19 protein-coding genes are annotated in these 21,404 nt (G+C 39.1%); 15 read left to right on the forward strand and 4 right to left on the reverse strand.

All coding sequences use genetic code 11. The features are described from left to right. The first annotated feature begins 18 nt into the window (after window positions 1-18). From BUR11_RS04110 to BUR11_RS04150, 9 genes are all read left to right on the forward strand, one after another. The gene (locus tag BUR11_RS04110; protein ID WP_074223538.1) at window positions 19-648 is read left to right on the forward strand and encodes a flavin reductase family protein; all 630 of its coding nucleotides are present in this window, start codon (window positions 19-21) and stop codon (window positions 646-648) included. Then, window positions 645-791, forward strand: a complete 147-nt coding sequence (locus BUR11_RS04115) for a DUF2256 domain-containing protein (protein ID WP_074223539.1) — start codon at window positions 645-647, stop codon at window positions 789-791. The genes BUR11_RS04110 and BUR11_RS04115 overlap by 4 nt, the downstream gene beginning before the upstream one ends. Continuing rightward, complete coding sequence (locus BUR11_RS04120; RefSeq protein ID WP_317045221.1) at window positions 748-2,250, forward strand: cryptochrome/photolyase family protein; 1,503 nt, start codon at window positions 748-750, stop codon at window positions 2,248-2,250. The genes BUR11_RS04115 and BUR11_RS04120 overlap by 44 nt, the downstream gene beginning before the upstream one ends. A 495-nt stretch (window positions 2,251-2,745) precedes the next feature. Continuing rightward, entirely contained in the window at window positions 2,746-3,342 is a 597-nt protein-coding gene (locus tag BUR11_RS04125) for a hypothetical protein (protein WP_143185826.1), read from the forward strand. A 206-nt stretch (window positions 3,343-3,548) separates the two neighbouring features. Beyond that, window positions 3,549-4,676, forward strand: a complete 1,128-nt coding sequence (locus BUR11_RS04130) for a carboxylate--amine ligase (protein ID WP_143185828.1) — start codon at window positions 3,549-3,551, stop codon at window positions 4,674-4,676. 127 nt (window positions 4,677-4,803) lie between these two features. Then, on the forward strand, window positions 4,804-6,207 hold the full coding sequence (locus BUR11_RS04135; RefSeq protein WP_074223543.1) for a pyridoxal phosphate-dependent decarboxylase family protein: 1,404 nt from the start codon (window positions 4,804-4,806) through the stop codon (window positions 6,205-6,207). 374 nt (window positions 6,208-6,581) lie between these two features. Further along, on the forward strand, window positions 6,582-6,947 hold the full coding sequence (locus tag BUR11_RS04140; protein WP_074223544.1) for a VOC family protein: 366 nt from the start codon (window positions 6,582-6,584) through the stop codon (window positions 6,945-6,947). Between the two features lie 222 nt (window positions 6,948-7,169). Beyond that, complete coding sequence (locus BUR11_RS04145; RefSeq protein WP_074223545.1) at window positions 7,170-8,141, forward strand: zinc-binding alcohol dehydrogenase family protein; 972 nt, start codon at window positions 7,170-7,172, stop codon at window positions 8,139-8,141. Window positions 8,142-8,328: 187 nt separating this feature from the next. Next, window positions 8,329-8,910 (forward strand): hypothetical protein, encoded by a 582-nt coding sequence (locus BUR11_RS04150; RefSeq protein ID WP_074223546.1) that lies wholly within the window; start codon window positions 8,329-8,331, stop codon window positions 8,908-8,910. Window positions 8,911-9,030: 120 nt separating this feature from the next. Here BUR11_RS04150 and BUR11_RS04155 read toward each other — a convergent pair whose 3' ends face one another. Together BUR11_RS04155 and BUR11_RS04160 are read right to left on the reverse strand one after the other, a co-directional pair. Next, window positions 9,031-11,241, reverse strand: a complete 2,211-nt coding sequence (locus BUR11_RS04155; protein ID WP_074223547.1) for a xanthine dehydrogenase family protein molybdopterin-binding subunit — start codon at window positions 11,239-11,241, stop codon at window positions 9,031-9,033. 8 nt (window positions 11,242-11,249) lie between these two features. After that, window positions 11,250-11,714, reverse strand: coding sequence for a (2Fe-2S)-binding protein (locus tag BUR11_RS04160; RefSeq protein ID WP_074223548.1), 465 nt, complete (start codon window positions 11,712-11,714; stop codon window positions 11,250-11,252). A gap of 146 nt (window positions 11,715-11,860) precedes the next feature. On the opposite strand from BUR11_RS04160, the gene BUR11_RS04165 reads away from it, so the two are divergent. The 5 genes from BUR11_RS04165 to BUR11_RS04185 all read left to right on the forward strand — a co-directional run bounded on the left by BUR11_RS04165 (window position 11,861) and on the right by BUR11_RS04185 (window position 19,108). Then, window positions 11,861-13,654 carry an arylsulfatase gene (locus BUR11_RS04165; protein WP_074223549.1) on the forward strand — a complete coding sequence of 598 codons (1,794 nt, stop codon included), beginning with the start codon at window positions 11,861-11,863 and terminating at the stop codon, window positions 13,652-13,654. Between the two features lie 71 nt (window positions 13,655-13,725). Continuing rightward, a complete protein-coding gene (locus BUR11_RS04170; protein ID WP_143185829.1) occupies window positions 13,726-14,913 on the forward strand; it encodes a hypothetical protein in 1,188 nt (395 codons plus the stop codon). A gap of 146 nt (window positions 14,914-15,059) precedes the next feature. After that, window positions 15,060-16,499 carry an alpha-L-fucosidase gene (locus BUR11_RS04175; protein WP_074223551.1) on the forward strand — a complete coding sequence of 480 codons (1,440 nt, stop codon included), beginning with the start codon at window positions 15,060-15,062 and terminating at the stop codon, window positions 16,497-16,499. A 111-nt stretch (window positions 16,500-16,610) separates the two neighbouring features. Continuing rightward, entirely contained in the window at window positions 16,611-17,189 is a 579-nt protein-coding gene (locus BUR11_RS04180) for a YdeI/OmpD-associated family protein (RefSeq protein ID WP_074223552.1), read from the forward strand. A gap of 158 nt (window positions 17,190-17,347) precedes the next feature. Then, on the forward strand, window positions 17,348-19,108 hold the full coding sequence (locus BUR11_RS04185) for an SGNH/GDSL hydrolase family protein (protein ID WP_074223553.1): 1,761 nt from the start codon (window positions 17,348-17,350) through the stop codon (window positions 19,106-19,108). A 27-nt stretch (window positions 19,109-19,135) separates the two neighbouring features. Here the strand turns inward: BUR11_RS04185 and arsS are convergent, their stop codons facing one another. After that, window positions 19,136-20,188 carry an arsenosugar biosynthesis radical SAM (seleno)protein ArsS gene (arsS, locus tag BUR11_RS04190; protein WP_200800398.1) on the reverse strand — a complete coding sequence of 351 codons (1,053 nt, stop codon included), beginning with the start codon at window positions 20,186-20,188 and terminating at the stop codon, window positions 19,136-19,138. Window positions 20,189-20,191: 3 nt separating this feature from the next. Further along, on the reverse strand, window positions 20,192-20,527 hold the full coding sequence (locus tag BUR11_RS04195; protein WP_074223555.1) for an arsenosugar biosynthesis-associated peroxidase-like protein: 336 nt from the start codon (window positions 20,525-20,527) through the stop codon (window positions 20,192-20,194). A 286-nt stretch (window positions 20,528-20,813) separates the two neighbouring features. On the opposite strand from BUR11_RS04195, the gene BUR11_RS04200 reads away from it, so the two are divergent. After that, window positions 20,814-21,305 (forward strand): GNAT family N-acetyltransferase, encoded by a 492-nt coding sequence (locus BUR11_RS04200; protein WP_074225108.1) that lies wholly within the window; start codon window positions 20,814-20,816, stop codon window positions 21,303-21,305. Window positions 21,306-21,404 lie beyond the last annotated feature (99 nt).

The raw sequence follows: 21,404 nt of genomic DNA on the forward strand, positions 1-21,404 counted from the left end.
TAATAATACTAAGAAAACATGCAGTTAACTAAAGAAGAACTGGACCAAATGGATCGGAAGTATCGGTTGAACTTGATCAACTCGATTTCCGGGATCAAACCAGCAAACTTAATAGGTACTAAGTCTGTGGACGATCAAGAAAATGTTGCAATATTTTCCTCAGTGGTTCATTTAGGGTCCAGTCCTGCACAACTGGGGTTTATCATGAGACCTCAAACCGAAATCCCCAGAGATACTTATCCGAATATCATGGAGACTGGTTATTACACCATCAACCATATTTCGGAATCCTTTATCAAAAAAGCACATTTCACCTCGGCTAAATTAGGAAGAGGAGAATCGGAATTTGATCGAATGAAGTTGCAGCAAGAGTATATCGGGGATTTTTTCGCCCCCTTCGTCAAGGAAAGTCCCGTGAAAATTGGGATGAAACACCTCGAAAGTATCCCATTGCCGAATGGATGCATTTTTGTGATCGGTTTGGTAGAGTTAATTGTAATGCCGGATGAAATCATCAATTCACTGGGGCAAATGGATTTATCTAGCTATATGGGAGTCGGAATTTCAGGTTTAAATACCTATTACGGGCTGAATATGTTAGATAGCTTCCCTTATGTGCGGGAAAATGAGATTCCTGAATTTGAATGAAAAAATCTGATTTGCCTACCAAAATTTGTCCAGTCTGCCAACGATCCTTCTCTTGGAGAAAGAAATGGGAGAAAAACTGGGGGGAAGTAAACTATTGCAGTGAACGATGTAGAAGAAACAAACACCATGGAAAAAGCCATTAATCTTATTTTTCCCCATCAACTTTTCTCAACGGGTCCTTTATTGAAAAATGGAAATGAGATTTATCTGATAGAAGAGTTTTTATTTTTTAAGCAATACCGATTCCATCAACAAAAATTGGCATTTCATAGGGCATCCATGAAAGCTTACCAAGATTTTTTGGAAAAAGAGGGTTTAACCGTCCATTATATTGAAAGCCATTCCGAACTCTCAGATATCAGGAAATTTAGTAAAGAAATTAATGACAAAAAGATAACAAAGATCCATTGTATTGATCCGGTTGACAATTGGTTGGAGAAAAGGGTAGGGGAAATGTCGAGGTCCTGTGAATTAATCCTTCACGAAAATCCTGCTTTTTTGAATAACAAGGAAGAGCTATCAACGTTTTTCAAGGTGAATAAGAAATCTTTTTTTCAAACTTCTTTTTACAAACAACAGCGAAAGGATAGAGGAATTCTTTTGGATAAGAATCAAGAGCCGGAAGGTGGAAGTTGGACCTATGACACAGAGAATCGAAAAAAATATCCTAAAGGGAAAACTCCGCCATCAATAACGTTTCCAGATGCTACTGAACATTGGAAGGAAGCAATGGATTATACCCAAAAGCATTTTGGAGAGAATCCTGGAAAATTAAGCAAACAACCTATTTATCCCATTGACCGAAAACAAGCTGCCGAATGGTTGGATCAGTTCTTGAAAAACAGATTTCACGAGTTTGGGGCTTATGAAGACGCCATTGTCAAAGAGGAGTCATTTTTGAATCATAGCATGTTATCTCCCTTGATCAACGCAGGTTTATTGGTACCTAATGAAGTTATCGAAAAGAGTCTGGAATTTTCAAAAAAAGAGAAGGTGCCCATTAACTCAACCGAAGGCTTTGTACGTCAGATTATAGGCTGGAGAGAATTTATTCGGGGGATGTATGAATGCAAGGGAAGTTATTCCAGAACGAGAAACTTCTGGGGATTTAAACGAAGGATCCCTGCCAGTTTTTATGATGGAACCACAGGCATAGAACCCGTTGATCAAACCATCAAAAAGGTTTTAAATACTGGGTATTGCCATCATATCGAGCGATTAATGATTTTGGGGAATTTCATGTTGCTTTGTGAATTTGATCCTGATGAGGTATACCGATGGTTTATGGAGTTGTTTATTGATGCCTATGATTGGGTCATGGTGCCCAATGTTTATGGAATGAGCCAATTTGCGGACGGGGGACTTTTTGCTACCAAACCTTATATCGGAGGCTCTAATTATTTGAAAAAAATGAGCGATTATCCCAAAGGGGACTGGGAAAAGGTTTGGGATGGGCTATTCTGGAGATTTATTGATGAACATCAAGACTTTTTTAAATCCAATCCACGTATCTCTATGCTTTATTATTCTTGGGAGCGAATGGGCAAGGAAAAGAAAGAAGTACATCTAACAAATGCCGAGAATTTTTTGGGGAATTTGTAAAGAAAATACAATTGAATAACTATTGAAATAAGCTCACCGCATTCGGTGGATCACGAAATATTTTAAGATAGCCCTTCGGGCAGATAAATTTAGGATTAAGCTAATGCCAAGATATTTCATAGAATATCTCTGAATTACTTAGAAATAAAATGGAAATAGACTCCTTTCAGTCGCGAAATAATGGTTTCATTTCGGGCAAGTTTTAAAAATAGAGTATTCACCTAGACAAGTATTTGGGAGTTTATTTCGCGAAGCCTATCTCGCCAAATGCGTATCTCAGCGCAGCTATATCTCGCAAAGCGTATCTTTTAATTAAGATTTTGATAAAAGCACCTTTAATTTTAAATTTAGTTATAAGTGGTAATTAATTTGAAGTTTAGATGAACTAAATTGTAGGTATTGTTTTATTAAATCTTTTTTGTTTTGAATTATTTAACCTTTAAAACACTTTTTAAGAAGGATTCAATCTTTCTATTGCTCAAAATTTTTGTCCCAGTGATCGCCCTTTTATGGGTAATGTTTTCGGTTGGGAAAATGAATGGGGTCAGTTTTGGATACCTGTCTAGAGATGCCATTCAAACGCTTTGGCATGAACCTAATGCGGAGGTAGAATTTTATATAGGTCTTTTGTCCAATATTGGAGTGATATTTTGGTGTTTTACAGCAGCTATCCTTTTCTTTTCAGTAAAACTTGCTAGAGACTATGGAAAACCGAAAAAAGTGATCCAATTTTTCTTTTATTCCGGAATATTATCCGTATTCTTTTTGGTAGATGATTTGTTTTTAATGCATGATGTGATCATTCCCTATTTTTTACATATCAGTGAAAAATTTCTCTATCTATTCTACGGTATGAGTGTATTAGCGCTATTATATCTATTCCGGGAAATCATTGAAGAATCAGATTACTTATTATTCCTTATTGCTTTTATTTCCATGGCAGGATCTGTATTTACAGATGTAATTCTGACGCTTGGGGTTACTTTAAAAGAGATTTACTTATTTGAGGATGGCTTTAAGTTTATCGGCATCATCAGCTGGTTTATTTACTTCGCCCGTACCTGCTATAATCATTTAAAAAGTAGGGTTTAATATTTTTAAGGAAGATTTTTTAATATTCAAAGAGCATAAAAAGGTATTTGAAATACCTTTTTATGAATAATAAATTCATTAATTGCTTTTAATTCTATTATTAAATCATTAAGTTTAATTGATTTTTAGGTTAACTTTTTACAATACCAAATGGAAATTCTTTCTTGGAGGAGAGAAATTTCTTTAAAGAGATTTATTTAAACTTAATGAACAACAGGACCAAATCTCCCGCATTTTCTGTCTTGATTCCAGACGGTGATGAAGCCAACGCCCTCTCTGTCGTCAGGTGTCTAGCAGAAGTGAAGAATATCCAAGTATTTGTGATATCTGAACACAAATATGCCCCCATACGATTTTCCCGTTATGTAAAGAAGTTTATCCATCTTCCTTTTGGAGATAATGAAAATTATTTGGCTGGGATAATAGAAGCGATAAAAAAGACAAAGGCGGATGTTTTGCTGCCTGTTGGAGTTCGGGCTGTCCGTTTAATCATTGAAAAAAAAGAAACATTTGCCAAAGTAATAGCTAACATAAACACACCTGAAATCCACTCATTTGATATAGCAGATGACAAATGGTTACTTTCTCGATGGCTGAAAGAGAATAATATTGCTCATCCGGAAACCTTACTTTTTAGTCCAGGTGATAACTTGGAAGAGGTTATTTCAAAAATTAGCTTTCCCATCATCGTAAAACCAAGAGTGGGATGGGGAGGAAAAGGAATTGAAATTTTTGAAAATAATGATCAATTCGAGGAATGGTATTCCGGGTTTGATCATAAAATGGACTTGATCGTTCAGGACTACATCAAGGGATATGATATTGACTGTAGTTTATTAGGGAAGCAAGGGGAAATACTTGCATATACCATCCAAAGAAGTATCAAATATTCAGCAGATTACCCCTGGCCTTATGGATTGGAATTTAAGAACCAGGAAGAGATTTTGGCAATTGTGGAAGATCTGGTCGAAAAATTCAATTGGTCTGGTATCGTGCACATAGATTTAAGGTATGACGAAGTGGAGAAACGGGCCAACTTAATTGAGATGAACCCTCGGTTTTGGGCCAGTGTAACAGCTTCTATTTTTGCCGGTGTCAATTTCCCATATCTTGCTTGTTTAACGGCTTTGGGGGAAGAGCTTCCAATCATAAAATTAGAGGATAAAATTGTGGTGAGGTCAGGGCCAGCAGTTAAAATGACCTGGAAGAGAATAGTTAAAAATCAAAAGAATTTAAACTTCGATAATTCGTTTTTGGAGTTCATTGCGAAGGACCCTTTACCTACGATCATTGGTGAGACTTTAGAATATTATCAGAATTTTAGAAATCGGTAAAAGGGAAGTTTGAAATGCGAAGAACGAAGATAAATAGATTCCGTAAGTGCCACTGTCTATAACAGTGTGTATTATTAAGGCGATACGCAATATGGACAGGCTTAAGAGCCAACCTAATGAAATATAAATGAACGAAGACAATTCATTGCAGCATAAAATGTTCCTGGAACTGAAAGATGCTGAGCTCTTTCGTAAAGCGGAATCTTTTGGTATAGAATACCTCGGGAGCATTTTTGACAGGAATGTATATCCTTCCAAGAGTGATCTCCATGATCTTTCAATATTTGAGGAAGATTTTCCGGAAAATTCCGGAGATCCCCTTGAAACTTTAAATCTTTTAAATAGATATGGAGCTCCCGGGACAACAGCTCAAATTGGCGGTAGATATTTTGGATTTGTTCATGGTGGAGTTATTCCAGTGGGGCTAGCGGCAAAAAATCTGGCCACATTTTGGGATCAAAACGCAACAGTATACCAGAGCTCTCCCATCTCCTCAAAATTAGAAACTGTCGTTCAAAAGTGGCTTGTCCAACTACTTGCACTGCCAAATGAAACCGTAGCTGGATTTGTAAGCGGCACCTCGACTGCCAATTTTTGTGCCTTAGCTGCAGCGCGATACCGGATATTAAAGAATTTGAATTGGGACGTCACGAAAAAAGGACTTTTTAATGCCCCAAAAGTTAGGATTGTAGCTGGAAGACAGGTTCATTCCTCCATGCTGCAGGCAATTTCTTTGGCTGGTTTTGGAATTGATACTATTGAATTTGTGGAGGTTGACGATCAAGGAAGGATTTTGGTAGATAAAATTCCCAAACTTGATCATACCACAATTTTATCTCTACAAGCGGGAAACGTAAATACTGGTGCTTTTGACAACTTTGCTTCAATTTGTAAGAAAGCTAAAGAGCAAGGGGCATGGGTTCATATAGATGGTGCCTTTGGACTATGGGCCGGTGCTACCCAACATTTTAACCATCTTACTACCGGGTACGAATACGCAAGTTCATGGGCAGTTGATGCACATAAGACATTAAACTCACCCTATGATTCCGGTATTATATTTTGTACCGATGAGGAGGCACTAATTTCAACTTTACATATAAATGCTGCTTATCTGCCAAATGACAATGAAAGAAATGGCATGTATTACGTACCAGAAATGTCAAGAAGGAGCAGAGTTATTGAACTTTGGGCTATTTTAAGATATCTAGGCCGAACCGGTATAGAAGAACTGATACATAATTTACACAAGCGTGCCGTTCAATTTGCTGAATTATTGAATTCCGAAAAGGGTTTTCTTGTGCTGAATCAGGTCGTATATAATCAAGTTCTTGTGCAATGTGATACTGATTCCTTAACAGATAAAGTTCTTAAAGAAATTCAAGAAATGAGGGAATGCTGGGTGGGTGGTTCCAGTTGGAAAGGACGTAAGGTTATCAGGATTAGTATTTGTTCCTGGGCAACTACAGAGGAAGATGTAAAAAGATCTGTTGATTCATTTAGGAAAGCCCTTAAGAATATAAAAAATTAAAGGTCTGCCTTATCAAATCATAAGGGGCAAATACACGTCCGATATTACTGGACCCTTACACAGTATTTCCTGATGCGTATATTCGATCGGAATAAACTATATGAGAATAGTTAGATGGATGGTCGAACCTGGCTGTTTTAGAATTTAGTGGGAACCATTTTTCAGAATCAGAGCAACTAGAAATTAAGTCTTTGCTACCAACTACAATGGTGATATTTTGAAATAAACATTCCAAAACAAAGCTCAAAAATGAATTAGTATTCAGCAAAATTTGGCGGAGTCAGCAAATATTTGACTTAGGAGTACAACTATGAGACTTTCTTAAAGCTGCTAGAGGATTAAAAGCACAGTTTTTTTAACTTAAACAGAAGAAGATGAAAAGATTTTATAAATGTTCTCCTCAGTTACCCGTAAGAAATTTGCGGCAAACACTTGACTATTATCGTGATGTGCTAGGCTTTACAGAAGAATGGACATTTGGGGATTTTGATGGGGGGATCCGTAAAGATGACTTACGATTAATTTTTTCTCAGGATGAGACCTTTACAAACGATATCAATAACAAAAACCATCGACTAGACCTCATGTGGTTTGTAACAAATATTGAGGAAATCTATGCAGATTTCAAACGACTGGATGTCAATATTATCGACCAGTTACAGGAACAACCCTATGGACTTAAGGAGTTTGCATTTGTTGATATCAATGGATACTGCATCCGAGTAGCCGAAAGTGTGTAAAAATCTGAACAACTAGGGTTTATTAGTAGCCTGACCGCTGAGAAGCTTTTTTGTTGAGTAAAAAGGAAATAGTATTGACTGAATTTGGAGATGTGATTATCAATGAAATCGGAGCAATCCATCGAAAATCCATTCTGGAAAAGTTTTAATCTAATTAGCTTGAGGCCAAAGTAATTTTAAAAAGAGCTTGGCTACCATAATTGCACTAAGAAATAAATAAAAATGAAAGCAGCGATCACCACCAAAGCCGGAAGTCCTGAGGTTATTGAAATTAAGGAGGTCTCTACACCCCAAGTAAAACTAGGTTGGGTTTTAATTAAGGTAAAAGCTTTTGGCCTGAATAGGTCTGAGTTATTTACAAGACGTGGTGATTCTCCAGGAGTTGAATTTCCACGCATTCAAGGAATTGAATGTGTAGGAGTGGTGGAGGAAGATCCTTCAAACACCTTTGAAAAAGGACAGCAAGTGGCAGCAATCATGGGGGGGATGGGAAGATTTTTTGATGGGGGGTATGCAGAATATACCTTGGCACCAATAGAAATAATTTTTCCTTTTACAAGTAGTTTGGATTGGGGGACCCTTGGAGCAATTCCAGAAATGTTTCAGACAGTATCTGGATCTCTCCATCAGGCACTTGAAATCCAAAAGGGTGAAACACTTCTAATTCGAGGAGGCACTTCATCCATTGGAATGTTAGCCTGCCAACTTGCCAAAGGAAAAGGATTGACAGTGCTATCGACTACTAGAAATTCAGAAAAGAGGCAGGCCCTGCTAGATAATGGGGTTGACCATGTTATTTTGGATGATGGAATTGTAAAGTATCAAGTCAGAAAGATTTATCCCAGGGGTGTAGATAAAGTGCTGGAATTGATTGGTACAAGGACATTAAAAGATTCTTTGAAATGTATTGCGCCTAAAGGAATGGTTTGTATGACTGGAATATTAGGAAATGAATGGACCATGAAAGAGTTTACTCCGATGGGGGATATTCCATCACTAGGTAGGCTTACTGTGTATATGGGGGAATCCAATAATCTTTCTAAAAATCTGCTTCAGGAATTTATAAATGATGTGGAAAGGGGAACTATCCAATTACGGATTGATAGGATGTTTCAATTAGATGAAGTTGTAAAAGCCCATCAATACATGGAAGAAAATAAAGCAAAAGGAAAATTAGTAGTGAAGGTTGAATAGTGTTAATCCACCGATTTGATCGTTTCTATAAAAGGTGAGTGGCCTCTGCTTTTCGGTAAAAAGGATTCCAGAAGTTGACGTTGAACTTAAGTACTAAACTGCCTCTTGCAGCTTCTATTTTGGCTAACGATTCCGTACTTTAATCCTTTCAATTTTTTATTTTAATACCTGCGAAACCAAACAATTCATGGGGAAACTAAGGGAGATCGTCAATCGGAATGTTTCTGGCAAGAAAGTACTCCTGCTCTTTATTTTAACTAATACGGTTTATGCCATCATGTTATGGATTACGATTCCAAAAACAATGGTTTATTCAAATGGGCTGAAACTCCTAGATATGATGCCCTTGGGATATAGTCCCGAATATATCACGAAGCTTTTAGAGACCTTAGGAGAGCAGGGAAGACAGATTTATTTGACGACGCAACTTCCAGTGGATATGATTTATCCATTTCTCTTTGGTCTAGGTTATGGGCTGTTAATGGGGTATTTATTAAAGAAACTGAATAAATTAAATTCCTTTTTTATCTACCTCTGCTACCTACCCATAATTGCAGGATTAGCGGATTATGCAGAGAATTTTGGAATCATGATCATGTTGAACAGTTTTCCCAATTTATCTTCAATTTCCATGAAGGTGACCAATGTATGTACGATTGTGAAAAGCATGACAACGACACTCTTTTTTTCGATACTATTGATTTTGGTATTCGTAGTTGGGATAAAATCTCTTAAAAAGAGAAGCTACACAAATGGTATCTCAGAATAAATTGCTGGCAAAGAACCACCTTATCAACTGCATAGAAAATTCATATGAACAGGGAAAAATCTATTTATTGGAAATCAATATTTGTGGAAATGGTCTTGGATTCTGAAATAGATTTAAAGATCAGCTAGGGATCTTCTCAATTCGGATTGGAAGATCGTACACTCGTTTTCCACAAGCTTGGTATACTGCATTGGCAATAGCCGCTCCGGTGGGAGGCATGGAAACTTCTCCTCCTCCTTCTGCAGGTAACTCAGGATGGTCAATCATCACTACTTCCACTTCTGGAATTTCATCAAATCGGAAAATTGGATAACTCATCCAGTCTTTACTGGTAATTTGATCTCCCTTAAAATTAACCTGTTCCTTTAAGGTCCAACTGGCAGCCTGGATCATTCCACCTTCAAATTGATTGGTGATTCCATCTAAGTTGATAATCTGGCCAACGTCTCCCACTGCCCATAATTTTTTGAGTTGGAGAATTCCTGCAGCTGGATCCACTTTTACATGTGCCGCTACAGCTGCATAAGCAGTATTATTTTTATACCTGGAAAAGGCCATCCCTATTCCTTCTCCAGTATTGACCCTGGCAGCGTTGCATAATTGCTGAAGTTTTTGGATTACAGCGATGGCTCTTTCATCATTTAAATGAGTGATCCTAAATGCAAAAGGATTGTTATTGGCTTTTTCTGCAAGTTCATCCATAAAGGATTCAATAGCGAAAATATTCCCATAGGAGCCTAAGCTTCGCAAGGAGGATACTCTCAAGGGGCCATTAAAAAAATGGGCATTCACCTGCATGTTAGGAAAAGCATAGTAGGGATCGGCATTACGATGACCTCCTCCTAAATATCCTCTTTGAGTTAAGGGTATGGGACCCTCCAGATATCTGGTGTCCAACAAGGTTGCTGGATCCCGATTGGGTCTCATACTGTGGGTATCGGTCCACACCTCAGATTTCCATGCGGTGATTTTCCCTTGATTGTCCAGACTGGCATGCATCTTCATGATCATCGCTGTACCATAGGGCTCCCAGGTATGTTCGTCAGTTCTAGACCACTGAACCCGGACATGCTTTCCAGGGTATTCAGTGGCAAGAATGGCTGCATCTGCAGCTGCATCATCTGCGGCATTATGTCCAAAACACCCGGCACCAGGGATTCCAGTCACATGAATCTTTGATTGATCCATCTTCAACATGGCGGCAATGGCGCTACGCATGGGGTATATTCCCTGACTATGGGACCAGATATGTAAAATGTCACCATCGAACAGTGCGATGCCACAAGCAGGACCAATGGCCCCATGTTGAAAATAGGGCTTGGTATATTCTGCTTGATAGGTCTGGTTCTCAGCAAAGGCTTTGCTAACATCCCCCTGGTCCCGGATGCTCTCAGGAGGCTCAGCAATGGACTTTAAATGCTTGTATAAATTTTCTTCCTCAGGGAAAGCTGTCTCAGAGGTCCATTCCGAATGGTTTTTAAGGTACCGCTCTGCTTTAACTGCTTGATACTCCCGTTCAGTGATGACTCCAACAAAATTCCCTTTTACCACAGTTTTTAAAACTCCCGATACTTCAGAAGAGAGCCCATCTAGGTCAATGGATGTTAAAGAGGATTGATAGCTGGCAGGTCGTAACACACGGGCATGTACCATCCCGGGAAACCGAAGGTCTTGCACATAGATTTCTTCCCCAATGACCATTTTGGGAATATCCTTTCTGTGGATGGCTTTCCCAATGTATTGGTAAGAGGAGCTATCTTTTATTGGGACTGGTTTGCTTACTTCCATTTCAATTTGAGCCCCATCAAGGATTTCAGCAAAATTTAATTTTTGGTTTTGATACCCTACATTCCCTTTTGAAAATGAAAGCTTTTCTATTGGTGCATTCAGTTGACTACTAGCAAGCTCCAATAGTTTTTTTCTTGCAGTCGCTGCGGCATATCGAACAGACATGGCGCTGTTTGGAACTGACCCACTTCCGGCAGTGTATCCTTCGTCTGGCGTAACTCCAGTTTCTGCCAAATGGACTTCCACTTGGTCTAAATCCAGATCTAATTCTTCCGCTGCTACTTGACAAATCGCCATTCGAATTCCTTGGCCCAATTCAACTTTTCCAGAATAAATCAATACCCTTCCATCTTCCAATACTTGCAGCCAGGCATTGACTGCACTGGCATTTCTCATACTTCCGGGTAAATCCCCATTGTAATCAATCCGCTTGGCCATGGTTTTTTCTTGTTCCTCAAAACAAGAACTCAGCAATGGGAAACCCACGCTGATAAATCCAATATTTCTTAAAAATTTCCTTCTTGATGTTTTGGGGAGCTCCATTTTGATCCTTATTGGGTTTTTGCTGCAGTTTTGATGGCCTTAATGATTCTGGAATGAGTGCTACATCTACATAGATTTAACTGCATTCCTTCTCTGATTTCTTGGTCATTGGGGTTTGGATTTTGATTCAATAAGCCCACAGATGCCATCACCATTCCATTGAGACAATAACCGCATTGAGCAGCTTGCTCTTGAACGAAAGCTTGCTGGACTGGGTGAAGTTCTCCGTTTTTCCCTCTTAATCCCTCCAAGGTGATTATTTCAGCATTACCTAAAGAGGATATCGGTCGCATGCAAGAGGTAGTGGCTTCTCCATCGATTAATACCATACAGGCTCCACATTGGGATAACCCGCATCCAAATTTGGGTCCGTTGAGTTCCAATTCATCCCTTAAAACATAAAGAAGAGGGGTGTCTGCATCGGTTTCTACCTCTTTGACTAAGCCGTTGATCCGTAATTTGTACTGGGGCATTGCTAACTAGTTTAATCTTCAAGATAAGTAATTGATTGCTTTATAGAAACAAAAGATATGTTAGCGGGAATAAGGATGTTTATGTTAGAAAATAGAAAGTATTTGTACATTGAATGGTATTGACTTAAACCCAATTTTCTTTTTGAATGAACTATCTCAAAAATCAATTTTATCCATTTTTTAGGTTCTTTTGCCTAGTTGGAGTACCTCTTTTGATATTTTCATCTTGTAAGGAAGAAGAGACCTCGCCAATACCACCCAATATTTTGGTAATCATTTCTGATGATCAGGGATGGGGTGATTTAGGTGTAAATGGAAATCCCTCTGTACATACCCCCCGAATTGATGCGATGGCTAAAGCTGGAGTTCAATTTACCCGCTTTTATGTCAGTCCTGTTTGTTCTCCAACCAGAGCAGAATTATTAACTGGGAGATACCATCCAAGAGGAGGAATATATGATACCTCTTCGGGAGGTGAGCGATTGGATTTAGACGAAACTACGGTTGCTGAGATTTTTCAATCTGAAGGGTATAGAACAGGTGCTTTTGGGAAGTGGCATAATGGCACTCAACCTCCCTATCATCCAAACAATCGTGGATTTGAGGAATATTATGGCTTCGCTTCCGGGCATTGGGGCAACTATTTCAGTCCCATGCTGGAACGAAATGGAGAAGTAGTTCAAGGAGATGGCTTTATCATTGATGACCTGACCAATCAAACATTAAAATTTATTGAGGAAGAATCCAATCAACCCTTCTTTGCTTGGTTGGCACTAAATACGCCCCATAGTCCCATGCAGGTGCCGGATCTGTGGTGGGATCGCTATAAAAATGATTCTATTCCTCCGCATAGGTATCAAGATTCAGAAAGCCCAGATAAAACACGTGCTGCTTGGGCGCTATGCGAAAATATCGATTGGAATGTGGGAAGAATTTTAGATCGCCTGGATAGTTTAGGAAAGCTTGAAAACACCATTGTGATTTATATGTCTGATAATGGCCCCAATGGTTGGAGATGGAATGATGGGTTGAAAGGGATTAAAGGCCATACCGATGAAGGAGGAGTACGCTCCCCATTCATTGTTTTTTGGAAGGATCATTTACAGGCAAAAAAAATCCATCAAGTGGCTGCCACCATCGACGTACTACCTTCTTTAGTTGATATGGCTGGGATTTCGATGAAGGAAACCAAGAAATTGGATGGGGTCAGTTTAAAACCTTTGTTGATGGGAGAGGATCAAGATTGGGAACAACGTTTCATCTTTTCTCATTGGAATGGAGCCGTCAGTGTGAGAAACCAAGACTATCTCCTGGATAAAGAGGATCGGCTGTTTGATTTGAAAAATGACCCTGGGCAATTGGAACCCATCATAAATCCCTCTGATTCCTTGCGCTCTCTATTTGTTGAGGCAAAGACCAATTGGAAGAAGAACGTATTGAGTGAGTTGGATCGAAATAGAAGAGAAGTATTTCCTATTGGCTATTCAAAAAGTACATTTACGCATTTACCAGCGAGAGACGGAATAGCCCATGGATCTATCCAACGATCCAATCGCTTTCCAAATTCCTCTTTTTTTACAAATTGGATTTCGGAGTCGGACAGTATCACCTGGGATGCTGAGGTCTTAACCAGTGGCAATTACAAGGCAACAATTTATTATACCGCAAAGGAATCTGCGGTGGGGTCTATCGTTTCCTTGGAACAGGGAGAAAATCAATTGGAAGCTCCTGTTTTGACAGCTCACGATCCTCCATTTGTAGCCGTGGAATATGATCGATATCCTAGGCAAGAGTCTTATGAAAAGAACTTTAGACCCCTAGAACTTGGAGTAATTCATTTAGATGAAGGGGGCCATTCAATCGCCTTGAAGTCTAAGAAGATAAATGGACCAGAATTTATGGAGGTCCGATTATTGGTTCTTGAAAAACTAGATGAATAGAAATGAACGTCTTTTTTAAGGTTTGGAGGATGGGTTTTAAAAGTAAGATTATGGAATTTCTTTTTCTAATCATGCTTGGAACCGTATCCTCAATTTTTGCTCAAGAAAAGGGCATTCATACACAGGTGGTTCGACTGAATGACGGAAGAGCCATCATCGACAAAGCTTGGTTTGAACGTCAAGGGATTGCCGGTTCGGATGCGAAGAATATTAATGGAGCCAGTTTGATTAGGATTCCGGATTGGTTGACAAAAAATGAACGTGCAGATCCTTCCGCACAGTACTATCTTTATTTTTCCCACCATCAGGGAAATTACATCCGTATGGCATGGTCAAGTTCGATTTTGGGGCCCTATACACTTTTTAATGCAGGCAATCAGGAAGATCCTAGCTTTCCCGGAAAAGGAGTATTGGATTTAGGTCCAGAGGATAAAATGGAATGGGTAAATGGAGCCAAAATGCAAGGTCATGTGGCTTCTCCCCATGTTTTGTTAGATTCAATAAATCAGCAATTCATCCTGTTTATACATGCTCCCTCCAATGGAAAAGGAAGTAGTAATTTTTCTACAGAATCACAAAAAACCTTTATAGGGGTTTCCCATGATGGATTAAATTTTAATGGGAGCATCTCTGAAGAAGAAATGATTGGAGGAATAGGAGCAGGTCAATCTGGCTTTGGGATGGTCAATCAAATTTTGGCAAATGCCTATTTGAAGACTTTTGAATACCAGGGTGAACTTTATGGATTTACCAATCACGGGGTCATTTGGAAATCACCTTCCAAGGATAAACCTTGGATCACTGCCAATAGCCCTATCCAGGATGCCTGGGAAGAGGGGAAGACTTCCGAAAACCCTGTCTTTTTGAATTTGAAAGTCATAAAAACAGTCGACTCAACACGTAAGGAAGTTTCTACACCCAGGCATTTTACCACTAGAATGAGGAAAGATGGACATACTTTAGAGGTTTGGTACACGAGTAGAGGCGATGCGCCGGAGCGGATTTTTAGAACTACCATGGATTTGAGAGGAAATTGGATGGATTGGAAAACCACACTTCCTCATGAAGAAATGCTCCGTCCCGAATTAGAATGGGAAGGAGTAAATTTACCGGTTCAGGCCTCAAAAAATGGAGCCGAAAATCATGTGAATCAATTGAGAGACCCGGAATTGTTTCAGGACGTTGACGGAAAATGGTATTTACTTTATAGTGGTGGAGGGGAAGATGCCATTGGAATTGCAGCGGTGATAGACAATTGAAGCGAAAGAAATCATCATTAATTCAATTTAATAGTAGGCCATAAGAAACTTGAAGCGGATTCTTCTTGCTCTCCCTAACTTTCCATTTTACCTTTAGCCACCGGTAATTTTACCCTTTATTTTCTTTTGATTATCCTTTAAAACCTATGAACCAAAAATCATTTTGGCTAGTAGTGATTGCCTTGGTGATCACTTTCGGGGCACAGGCCCAAAACACATTACATCCAACCTCTTCCGAATACCAATATCCTACAGATCCTAAAGTAATGGAGAAGTTGGAGCATTGGAGAGATCAGAAATTCGGTATTTTAATTCACTGGGGAATTTATGCGGTGCCTGGGATTGTAGAATCCTGGAGCATTGTCAATGAAGATTGGATTAATAGAAAAGACACGACTCAGAGTTATGAAGACTATAAAAAATGGTATTGGGGCCTAAAGGAGGAGTTTAATCCTACAGGTTTTGATCCCTCACAATGGGCTGACGCAGCTGCCAAAGCAGGTATGAAATACGTGGTGTTTACCACCAAGCACCATGATGGATTCAATATGTTTGATACCCAATTCACCGATTACAAAATCACCAATGGTCCTTTCGGTTCCAACCCAAAAGCAGATGTGGCTAAACATGTATTTGATGCTTTTAGAGCCAAAGACATGATGATTGGAGCTTATTATTCCAAGCCAGATTGGCATTCCCAATATTTTTGGTGGGATTATAGAGCCACTCCAGACCGGAATGTGAATTACGATATCCGGAAACATCCTTGGAGATGGAACCAGTTTGTACAATTTACCCATAACCAGCTCAATGAAATTACCACCAATTATGGGGACATAGATATCCTTTGGCTAGATGGAGGATGGGTTCGCCCTAAGTCCACAGTAAATGAAGAAGTATTAAGTTGGGGAGCTCCTATACCAGAATTTAGCCAAGAAATTGATATGCCAAAAGTGGCAGAGATGGTACGAAAAAACCAAGAAGGAATTTTGATCGTGGACCGCACGGTACATGGGCCATTTGAAAATTATAGAACCCCGGAACAAGGTATTCCCGCTACCATGTCTCCAGATCCCTGGGAAAGCTGTATCACACTTGGAGGCGCTTGGGGATATGTACCTAATGATCGATTCAAGCCATCTAGAAAAGTCATTCATTTGTTGATTGAAATTGTGGCAAAGGGAGGAAATCTCCTATTGGGTGTAGGACCAACAGCGAATGGATTATTCTTGCCCGAGCAAGTTGAAAGACTGGAAGAAATCGGTGCCTGGCTAAAGGTGAATGGAGAAGGGATTTATAATACCAGAGCCATAGAATCATTTCAAGATGGAGCGTTTTATTTCACCCAAGGAAAAGAAAAAGAACTTTTTGCCCTGTTGCCTTTGGAAGAAGGAGAGGAGCTAGGAGAACGTATATCTTGGTCTGTAAATCCTCCAAAGAAAGGAAGCAAAATCCAGGTCTTGGGAGAAAAAGGTTCCTTAAAGTGGAAGACAGAAAATGGGAAAACGGTTGTTTCCATTCCAAAAAGCTTGCAAAAGAAATTAGCGGAGGTTCCTGCCTTGGTCTTTAAATATGAAGTGGAATAGCTGTTTCTTATTAAAGTATAGAATAGAAGTCAGTGAAGATTTTTTCACTGACTTTTTTAATTTTTAGTCATTCAGGTTTACAATTCATTTTTAGAACTTTAAATTTAATTCATGATCAAAAGCCTCGATTTATTTTTCGACAAACCATCCAAGTGGCAGGAAGAATATCTTTTTATGAGAAAGATCCTTCATGAATGTGGCATGCAGGAAGAGCTTAAATGGGGGAAACCTTGTTACACTTTCAAAGGAAATAATATCGTGTTGATTCATGGGTTTAAGGAATACTGTGCCTTACTTTTTCACAAAGGAGCTCTACTCCAAGATTCGGAAGGGATTTTAGTACAGCAGACAGAACATGTGCAGGCTGCTCGACAACTTCGGTTTACATCATTGGAGGAAATAAAAAAGTGGAAGCCTAGTATCAAGCACTATGTTATGGAGGCCATAGAAGTAGAAAAGGCAGGTTTGGAGGTGCCTATGAAGAAGACCTCAGAATTTGAAATGGTTTCAGAGTTTAAAGAAAGATTGGAAGGGGATGCTTCTTTAAAAAGTGCTTTTGAAAATCTGACTCCAGGTAGGCAAAGAGGGTATCTATTATATTTTTCTCAGGCCAAACAATCCAACACCCGACAAGCCAGAGTGGAGAAATACCTTCTAAAGATTTTAGAGGGTAAAGGCCTGAATGATTGATTTTTTGTTTAGCCCTACATTTAAGTAGTCAACCTATTTCGAATTTCTGCATTCTGCATAAGGAAGATTGACTTTTTATTCATTTTAAGCATTTAAAAAGGATAGTTACTTGAGTAAAAATCCGCATTTTAAGTGTCGAATAATATGATCCACTTTATATGAGAAAATTAAGCATACTGATTTTTATTATTTGCCTTAGCTCCCAGGGTTTTTCACAGCAAGTGAATACCCTAAAGTGGTGGAACCCTGCGGAGAGTGATATTCCTGTGATAGCAGGTCAAGCTTGGGCTGAGGAAGTTCCTTCTATTTACCATAGGCTTCCAGCGAGGTCCGAAAGTGAAGTAAGAGAAGCAGTTTGGAATCTTTCCAAGCAATCCGCTGGGCTTTCCATCCGCTTTTGGAGTAATTCAGATACCATTGCGGTCAGATACAAGGTTACAAGAGGGGTCTCAATGCCACATATGCCCGCGACTGGAGTAAGTGGATTGGATTTATATAGTAAATCTTATGATGGAGAATGGCTGAGGATTTGGGGTAAATATTCCATTAAAGAAGAATCGCAATACACTTTTATTCTTAATGAAACCAGTTCAAAGTATGCGCAATATGGGCGCGAATACCAGTTGTTTTTACCCCTTTATAATGAGGTGACCGAACTGGAGATAGGAGTGGGGCAAGAAGCTACTTTTGAGCCATTACCGGTCAGAAGGGAAAAGCCAATCGTAGCTTATGGAACTTCCATCTGTCAAGGAGCTTGTGCTTCTAGACCTGGTATGGCCTGGACCAATATTCTGGAAAGAAAGCTGGAAAGACCTGTGCTGAACCTGGGTTTTTCTGGGAATGGTAGGATGGAGCCAGAAATCATTGAACTGCTGACCGAGATTGATGCCAAAGCTTATATCCTAGATTGCTTACCCAACTTGAGTCCAGATCAACATGATGTATATCAATTGACCTTGGATGCGGTCCATCAATTGAAATCCAAACGTCCCAACGTACCTATTATATTGACCGAGCATGTGGGCTATGCAGATGCATTGACCAATATGAAAAACTTTGAACATGTAAAAAGGCTCAATGAGCAATATAAAAAAGCTTTTTTGGCATTGAAGGAAGAGGGGATCAAAGGAATTTTCTTGTTGGAAAAAGAAGCGTTGGGCCTGGGGTTTGACTCATTTGTTGATATTATTCATCCAAATGACTTTGGAATGATTGAGTATGCAAATGCTTATGAAAAATTGATCCTGGATATTTTGAGCGAAGAAAAAGGACCCATTTCGACTATGGTATCTACTAGCCAAAGTAGAGATATTGCAGTTTACAAGTGGGAGGAGAGACATCAGGAGATTTTGAGGATGAATCAAGAGCAAGATCCAGAAATCTTACTTTTTGGTAATTCCATTGTGAATTTTTGGGGTGGAGAACCTAAGTCAAAGGCTGTTAATGGACAAACTTCCTGGGAAGAAATCATTGAACCAGCAGGAATACGAAATTTTGGATTTGGCTGGGATAGAATAGAAAATGTTCTTTGGAGAATTTACCATGATGAACTGGATGGGTTTGATGCAGAGAAAATTGTCCTGATGATTGGAACCAACAATCTTGGGTTGAACAGTGAGGAGGAGATCGTGAAAGGGCTGGCAAACCTGCTCCAAGAAATAAAAGAAAGACAGCCGAATAGCGAGCTGATGATGGTAGGAATATTACCAAGGAGAGGAATGATTGAGGAAGTAAATCACATCAATCTAAGAATTTCTCAAATGGCAGATTTGGCCAATGTGACCTATATAGGAGTTGGTCAAGGCTTATTGACCGCAGAAGGAGAGCTGAATGAATCGCTGTTTACAGATGGCTTGCACCCCAATGAGGAAGGGTATCAATTAATCGCAAAGGAATTAATTCAGGGATTAAATAATTGAGAAAAAGGCAGAAAACTCTGCCTTTTCTTAGGACACACTACCCTGACAGCTACTTCCAGCTCCGGCTGTACATCCATAGCAATGTTGACTGATGGCAATATCCCGGTCCTGAAGTAACCCTTCTTGGTAATCTGAAATATGTTTGATGGAACTCTTTACCGGAAGATGAAGCATTTGATTGAAATCGCAATCGTATAAATATCCATCCCAACTTACCGAAAGCGTGTTGGTACACATCACATTGGCAACGGTAGCAGGATTATAGGCTTCCACTAAGGTATACATGTACTCCTCGTAATTATCGGATGCTATCAAATAGTCCAAAAACCTACTGATGGGAAGATTGGCCAAGGCAAATAAGTTGTTGAATTCGATACCAAAATCTTCTGAAAGGGCTTTTTTGAAATCAGCTTCCAAAGCTGCCTGATCCCCTGGTAAAAATGCTCCTGAAGGATTATAAACCAAATCTAATTTTAAATCAGTCCCTACTTTTCCATAACCTACCTCATTCAGGCTTTTCAATGCCTCTATTGATTGTTCAAAGACGCCATTTCCCCGTTGGGAGTCTGTCTTCCCTTTGGTCCAATGAGGCATGGAGCTGACTACATGAATCTTATGTTTCTTAAAAAACTCAGGCAAATCATGGTATTTTTTATTGGATCTTAGGATGGTTAGATTGGACCTAACAATAAAATCCTGCACCCCAATTTTACTTGCTTCCTCTACAAACCAACGAAAATCAGGATTCATCTCAGGGGCTCCACCAGTTAAGTCAAGGGTATGCGCTGAGGTACTTTTTAATACTTCCAGGCATTGGGACATGGTTTCGCGGGTCATTATTTCTTTTCGATCTGGTCCCGCGTCTACATGGCAATGTTTACAAACCTGGTTACACATATAGCCCACATTGATCTGAAGAATTTCCAGAGATTTTGGACGTAGTGGGAATTGTCCTGATGTGGCGATTTTTTGTTGAAAAGTGGGAAGTTCTCCTTCTGCAAAAGGACCATGGGATAAAATCTCCAATTGCTTTTCCGCCTTTGCCAAGTCACTCTTCCTACGATTTAGAGATTGAATCATCATTTACATTTCCAGTTTATTCACTTTATTCATCATCTGCACCCCATGAACAAGCGTTGCTCCTCCTCTGATGGCTCCGGCTACATGCAGTGCTTCCATCATCTCGCCTTTGGTAATTCCTCTTTGAAGGCCATCTCCTGTATATGCATCTATACAATAGGGACATTGGATGGTATGGGCCACCGCTAATGCAATCAAAGATTTTTCTCTTGCAGATAACTCTCCTTCTTCAAAGACGCTGTTATAATAATCGAAAAATTTGCTTCCCAGTTCTTCATTCCATTCTGAGATTTTTCCAAATTTCTTTAAGTCTGCAGGATCGTAATATGTTTTTTGCATGGTGAGGGGTAGCTTAATTTGAGTTGAATTAATGAGTTTTTACTTTTTTAGGCTATTTCAGGTTCTTTTAATATTCTTTTTGTCTCTTAATTGACATTTGATTCATTTAAAACTTCAATTCATAAGACATGATGTGAATTTCAAATCCTTTAAAATGGTTCAATTAGTAATCGAACTTACGAGATTTTTTGATCGGTGGACTTATATAAGTTTTATGTTTTAAGAGAGGTACTGAAAGCCAACCCATTTTTCGATAGATTTGTTAGATAACATTTTTCAATTCAAAGTGAATAGCATTCGACAATCAACTTTCGAACAAGATGAAAATGGAGTTTGGGAGATTTTCTCAAAAGTGATCAAAACTGGGGATACCTATGTTTTTGATCCCAATACACCTAAAGAAAAATTGAAAGAGTATTGGTTTGCTACTTACATGAAAACCTTCGTTTTGGAAGATGAAAATGGGGGTGTTTTGGCTACTTATATCATTAAACCGAATCAAATTGGATTAGGAAATCATATTGCAAATTGCAGCTATATGGTCCATCCTGATCACCAAGGGAAAGGTTTAGGCAGAGGTTTGTGTGAACATTCACTTGCCTTTGCAAAAGCACAAGGTTATCGTGCCATTCAGTTTAATATTGTAATCAGTACCAATCAAGCGGCCGTTCGCCTTTGGAAGAATTTTGGTTTTGAGATCATAGGAACGACTCCCAATGGATTTAGACACCAAAAATTTGGTTTGGTAGACACTTATATCATGTATAAAAAATTGTGAAAGTTAGATTTTGATGACCTTCAATTTGAGTTTTAAGCTAGTAAATGAGCTGAAAGGAGATAGGTTCTCATCATTGTTTATCGTGTAAAAAATAAATTC

This window comes from Algoriphagus halophilus (assembly GCF_900129785.1).
Lineage (GTDB): Bacteria > Bacteroidota > Bacteroidia > Cytophagales > Cyclobacteriaceae > Algoriphagus > Algoriphagus halophilus.

Bases quoted from the DNA above. Each gene is read 5' to 3' on its own strand.
- BUR11_RS04185 (WP_074223553.1), top strand. From the start codon at position 17,348: ATGAGAAAATTAAGCATACTGATTTTTATTATTTGCCTTAGCTCCCAG.
- BUR11_RS04175 (WP_074223551.1), top strand. From the start codon at position 15,060: ATGAACCAAAAATCATTTTGGCTAGTAGTGATTGCCTTGGTGATCACT.
- BUR11_RS04130 (WP_143185828.1), top strand. From the start codon at position 3,549: ATGAACAACAGGACCAAATCTCCCGCATTTTCTGTCTTGATTCCAGAC.
- BUR11_RS04155 (WP_074223547.1), bottom strand. From the start codon at position 11,241: ATGGAGCTCCCCAAAACATCAAGAAGGAAATTTTTAAGAAATATTGGA.
- BUR11_RS04140 (WP_074223544.1), top strand. From the start codon at position 6,582: ATGAAAAGATTTTATAAATGTTCTCCTCAGTTACCCGTAAGAAATTTG.
- BUR11_RS04150 (WP_074223546.1), top strand. From the start codon at position 8,329: ATGGGGAAACTAAGGGAGATCGTCAATCGGAATGTTTCTGGCAAGAAA.
- arsS (WP_200800398.1), bottom strand. From the start codon at position 20,188: ATGATTCAATCTCTAAATCGTAGGAAGAGTGACTTGGCAAAGGCGGAA.
- BUR11_RS04165 (WP_074223549.1), top strand. From the start codon at position 11,861: ATGAACTATCTCAAAAATCAATTTTATCCATTTTTTAGGTTCTTTTGC.
- BUR11_RS04135 (WP_074223543.1), top strand. From the start codon at position 4,804: ATGAACGAAGACAATTCATTGCAGCATAAAATGTTCCTGGAACTGAAA.
- BUR11_RS04110 (WP_074223538.1), top strand. From the start codon at position 19: ATGCAGTTAACTAAAGAAGAACTGGACCAAATGGATCGGAAGTATCGG.
- BUR11_RS04145 (WP_074223545.1), top strand. From the start codon at position 7,170: ATGAAAGCAGCGATCACCACCAAAGCCGGAAGTCCTGAGGTTATTGAA.
- BUR11_RS04160 (WP_074223548.1), bottom strand. From the start codon at position 11,714: ATGCCCCAGTACAAATTACGGATCAACGGCTTAGTCAAAGAGGTAGAA.
- BUR11_RS04195 (WP_074223555.1), bottom strand. From the start codon at position 20,527: ATGCAAAAAACATATTACGATCCTGCAGACTTAAAGAAATTTGGAAAA.
- BUR11_RS04115 (WP_074223539.1), top strand. From the start codon at position 645: ATGAAAAAATCTGATTTGCCTACCAAAATTTGTCCAGTCTGCCAACGA.
- BUR11_RS04170 (WP_143185829.1), top strand. From the start codon at position 13,726: ATGCTTGGAACCGTATCCTCAATTTTTGCTCAAGAAAAGGGCATTCAT.
- BUR11_RS04180 (WP_074223552.1), top strand. From the start codon at position 16,611: ATGATCAAAAGCCTCGATTTATTTTTCGACAAACCATCCAAGTGGCAG.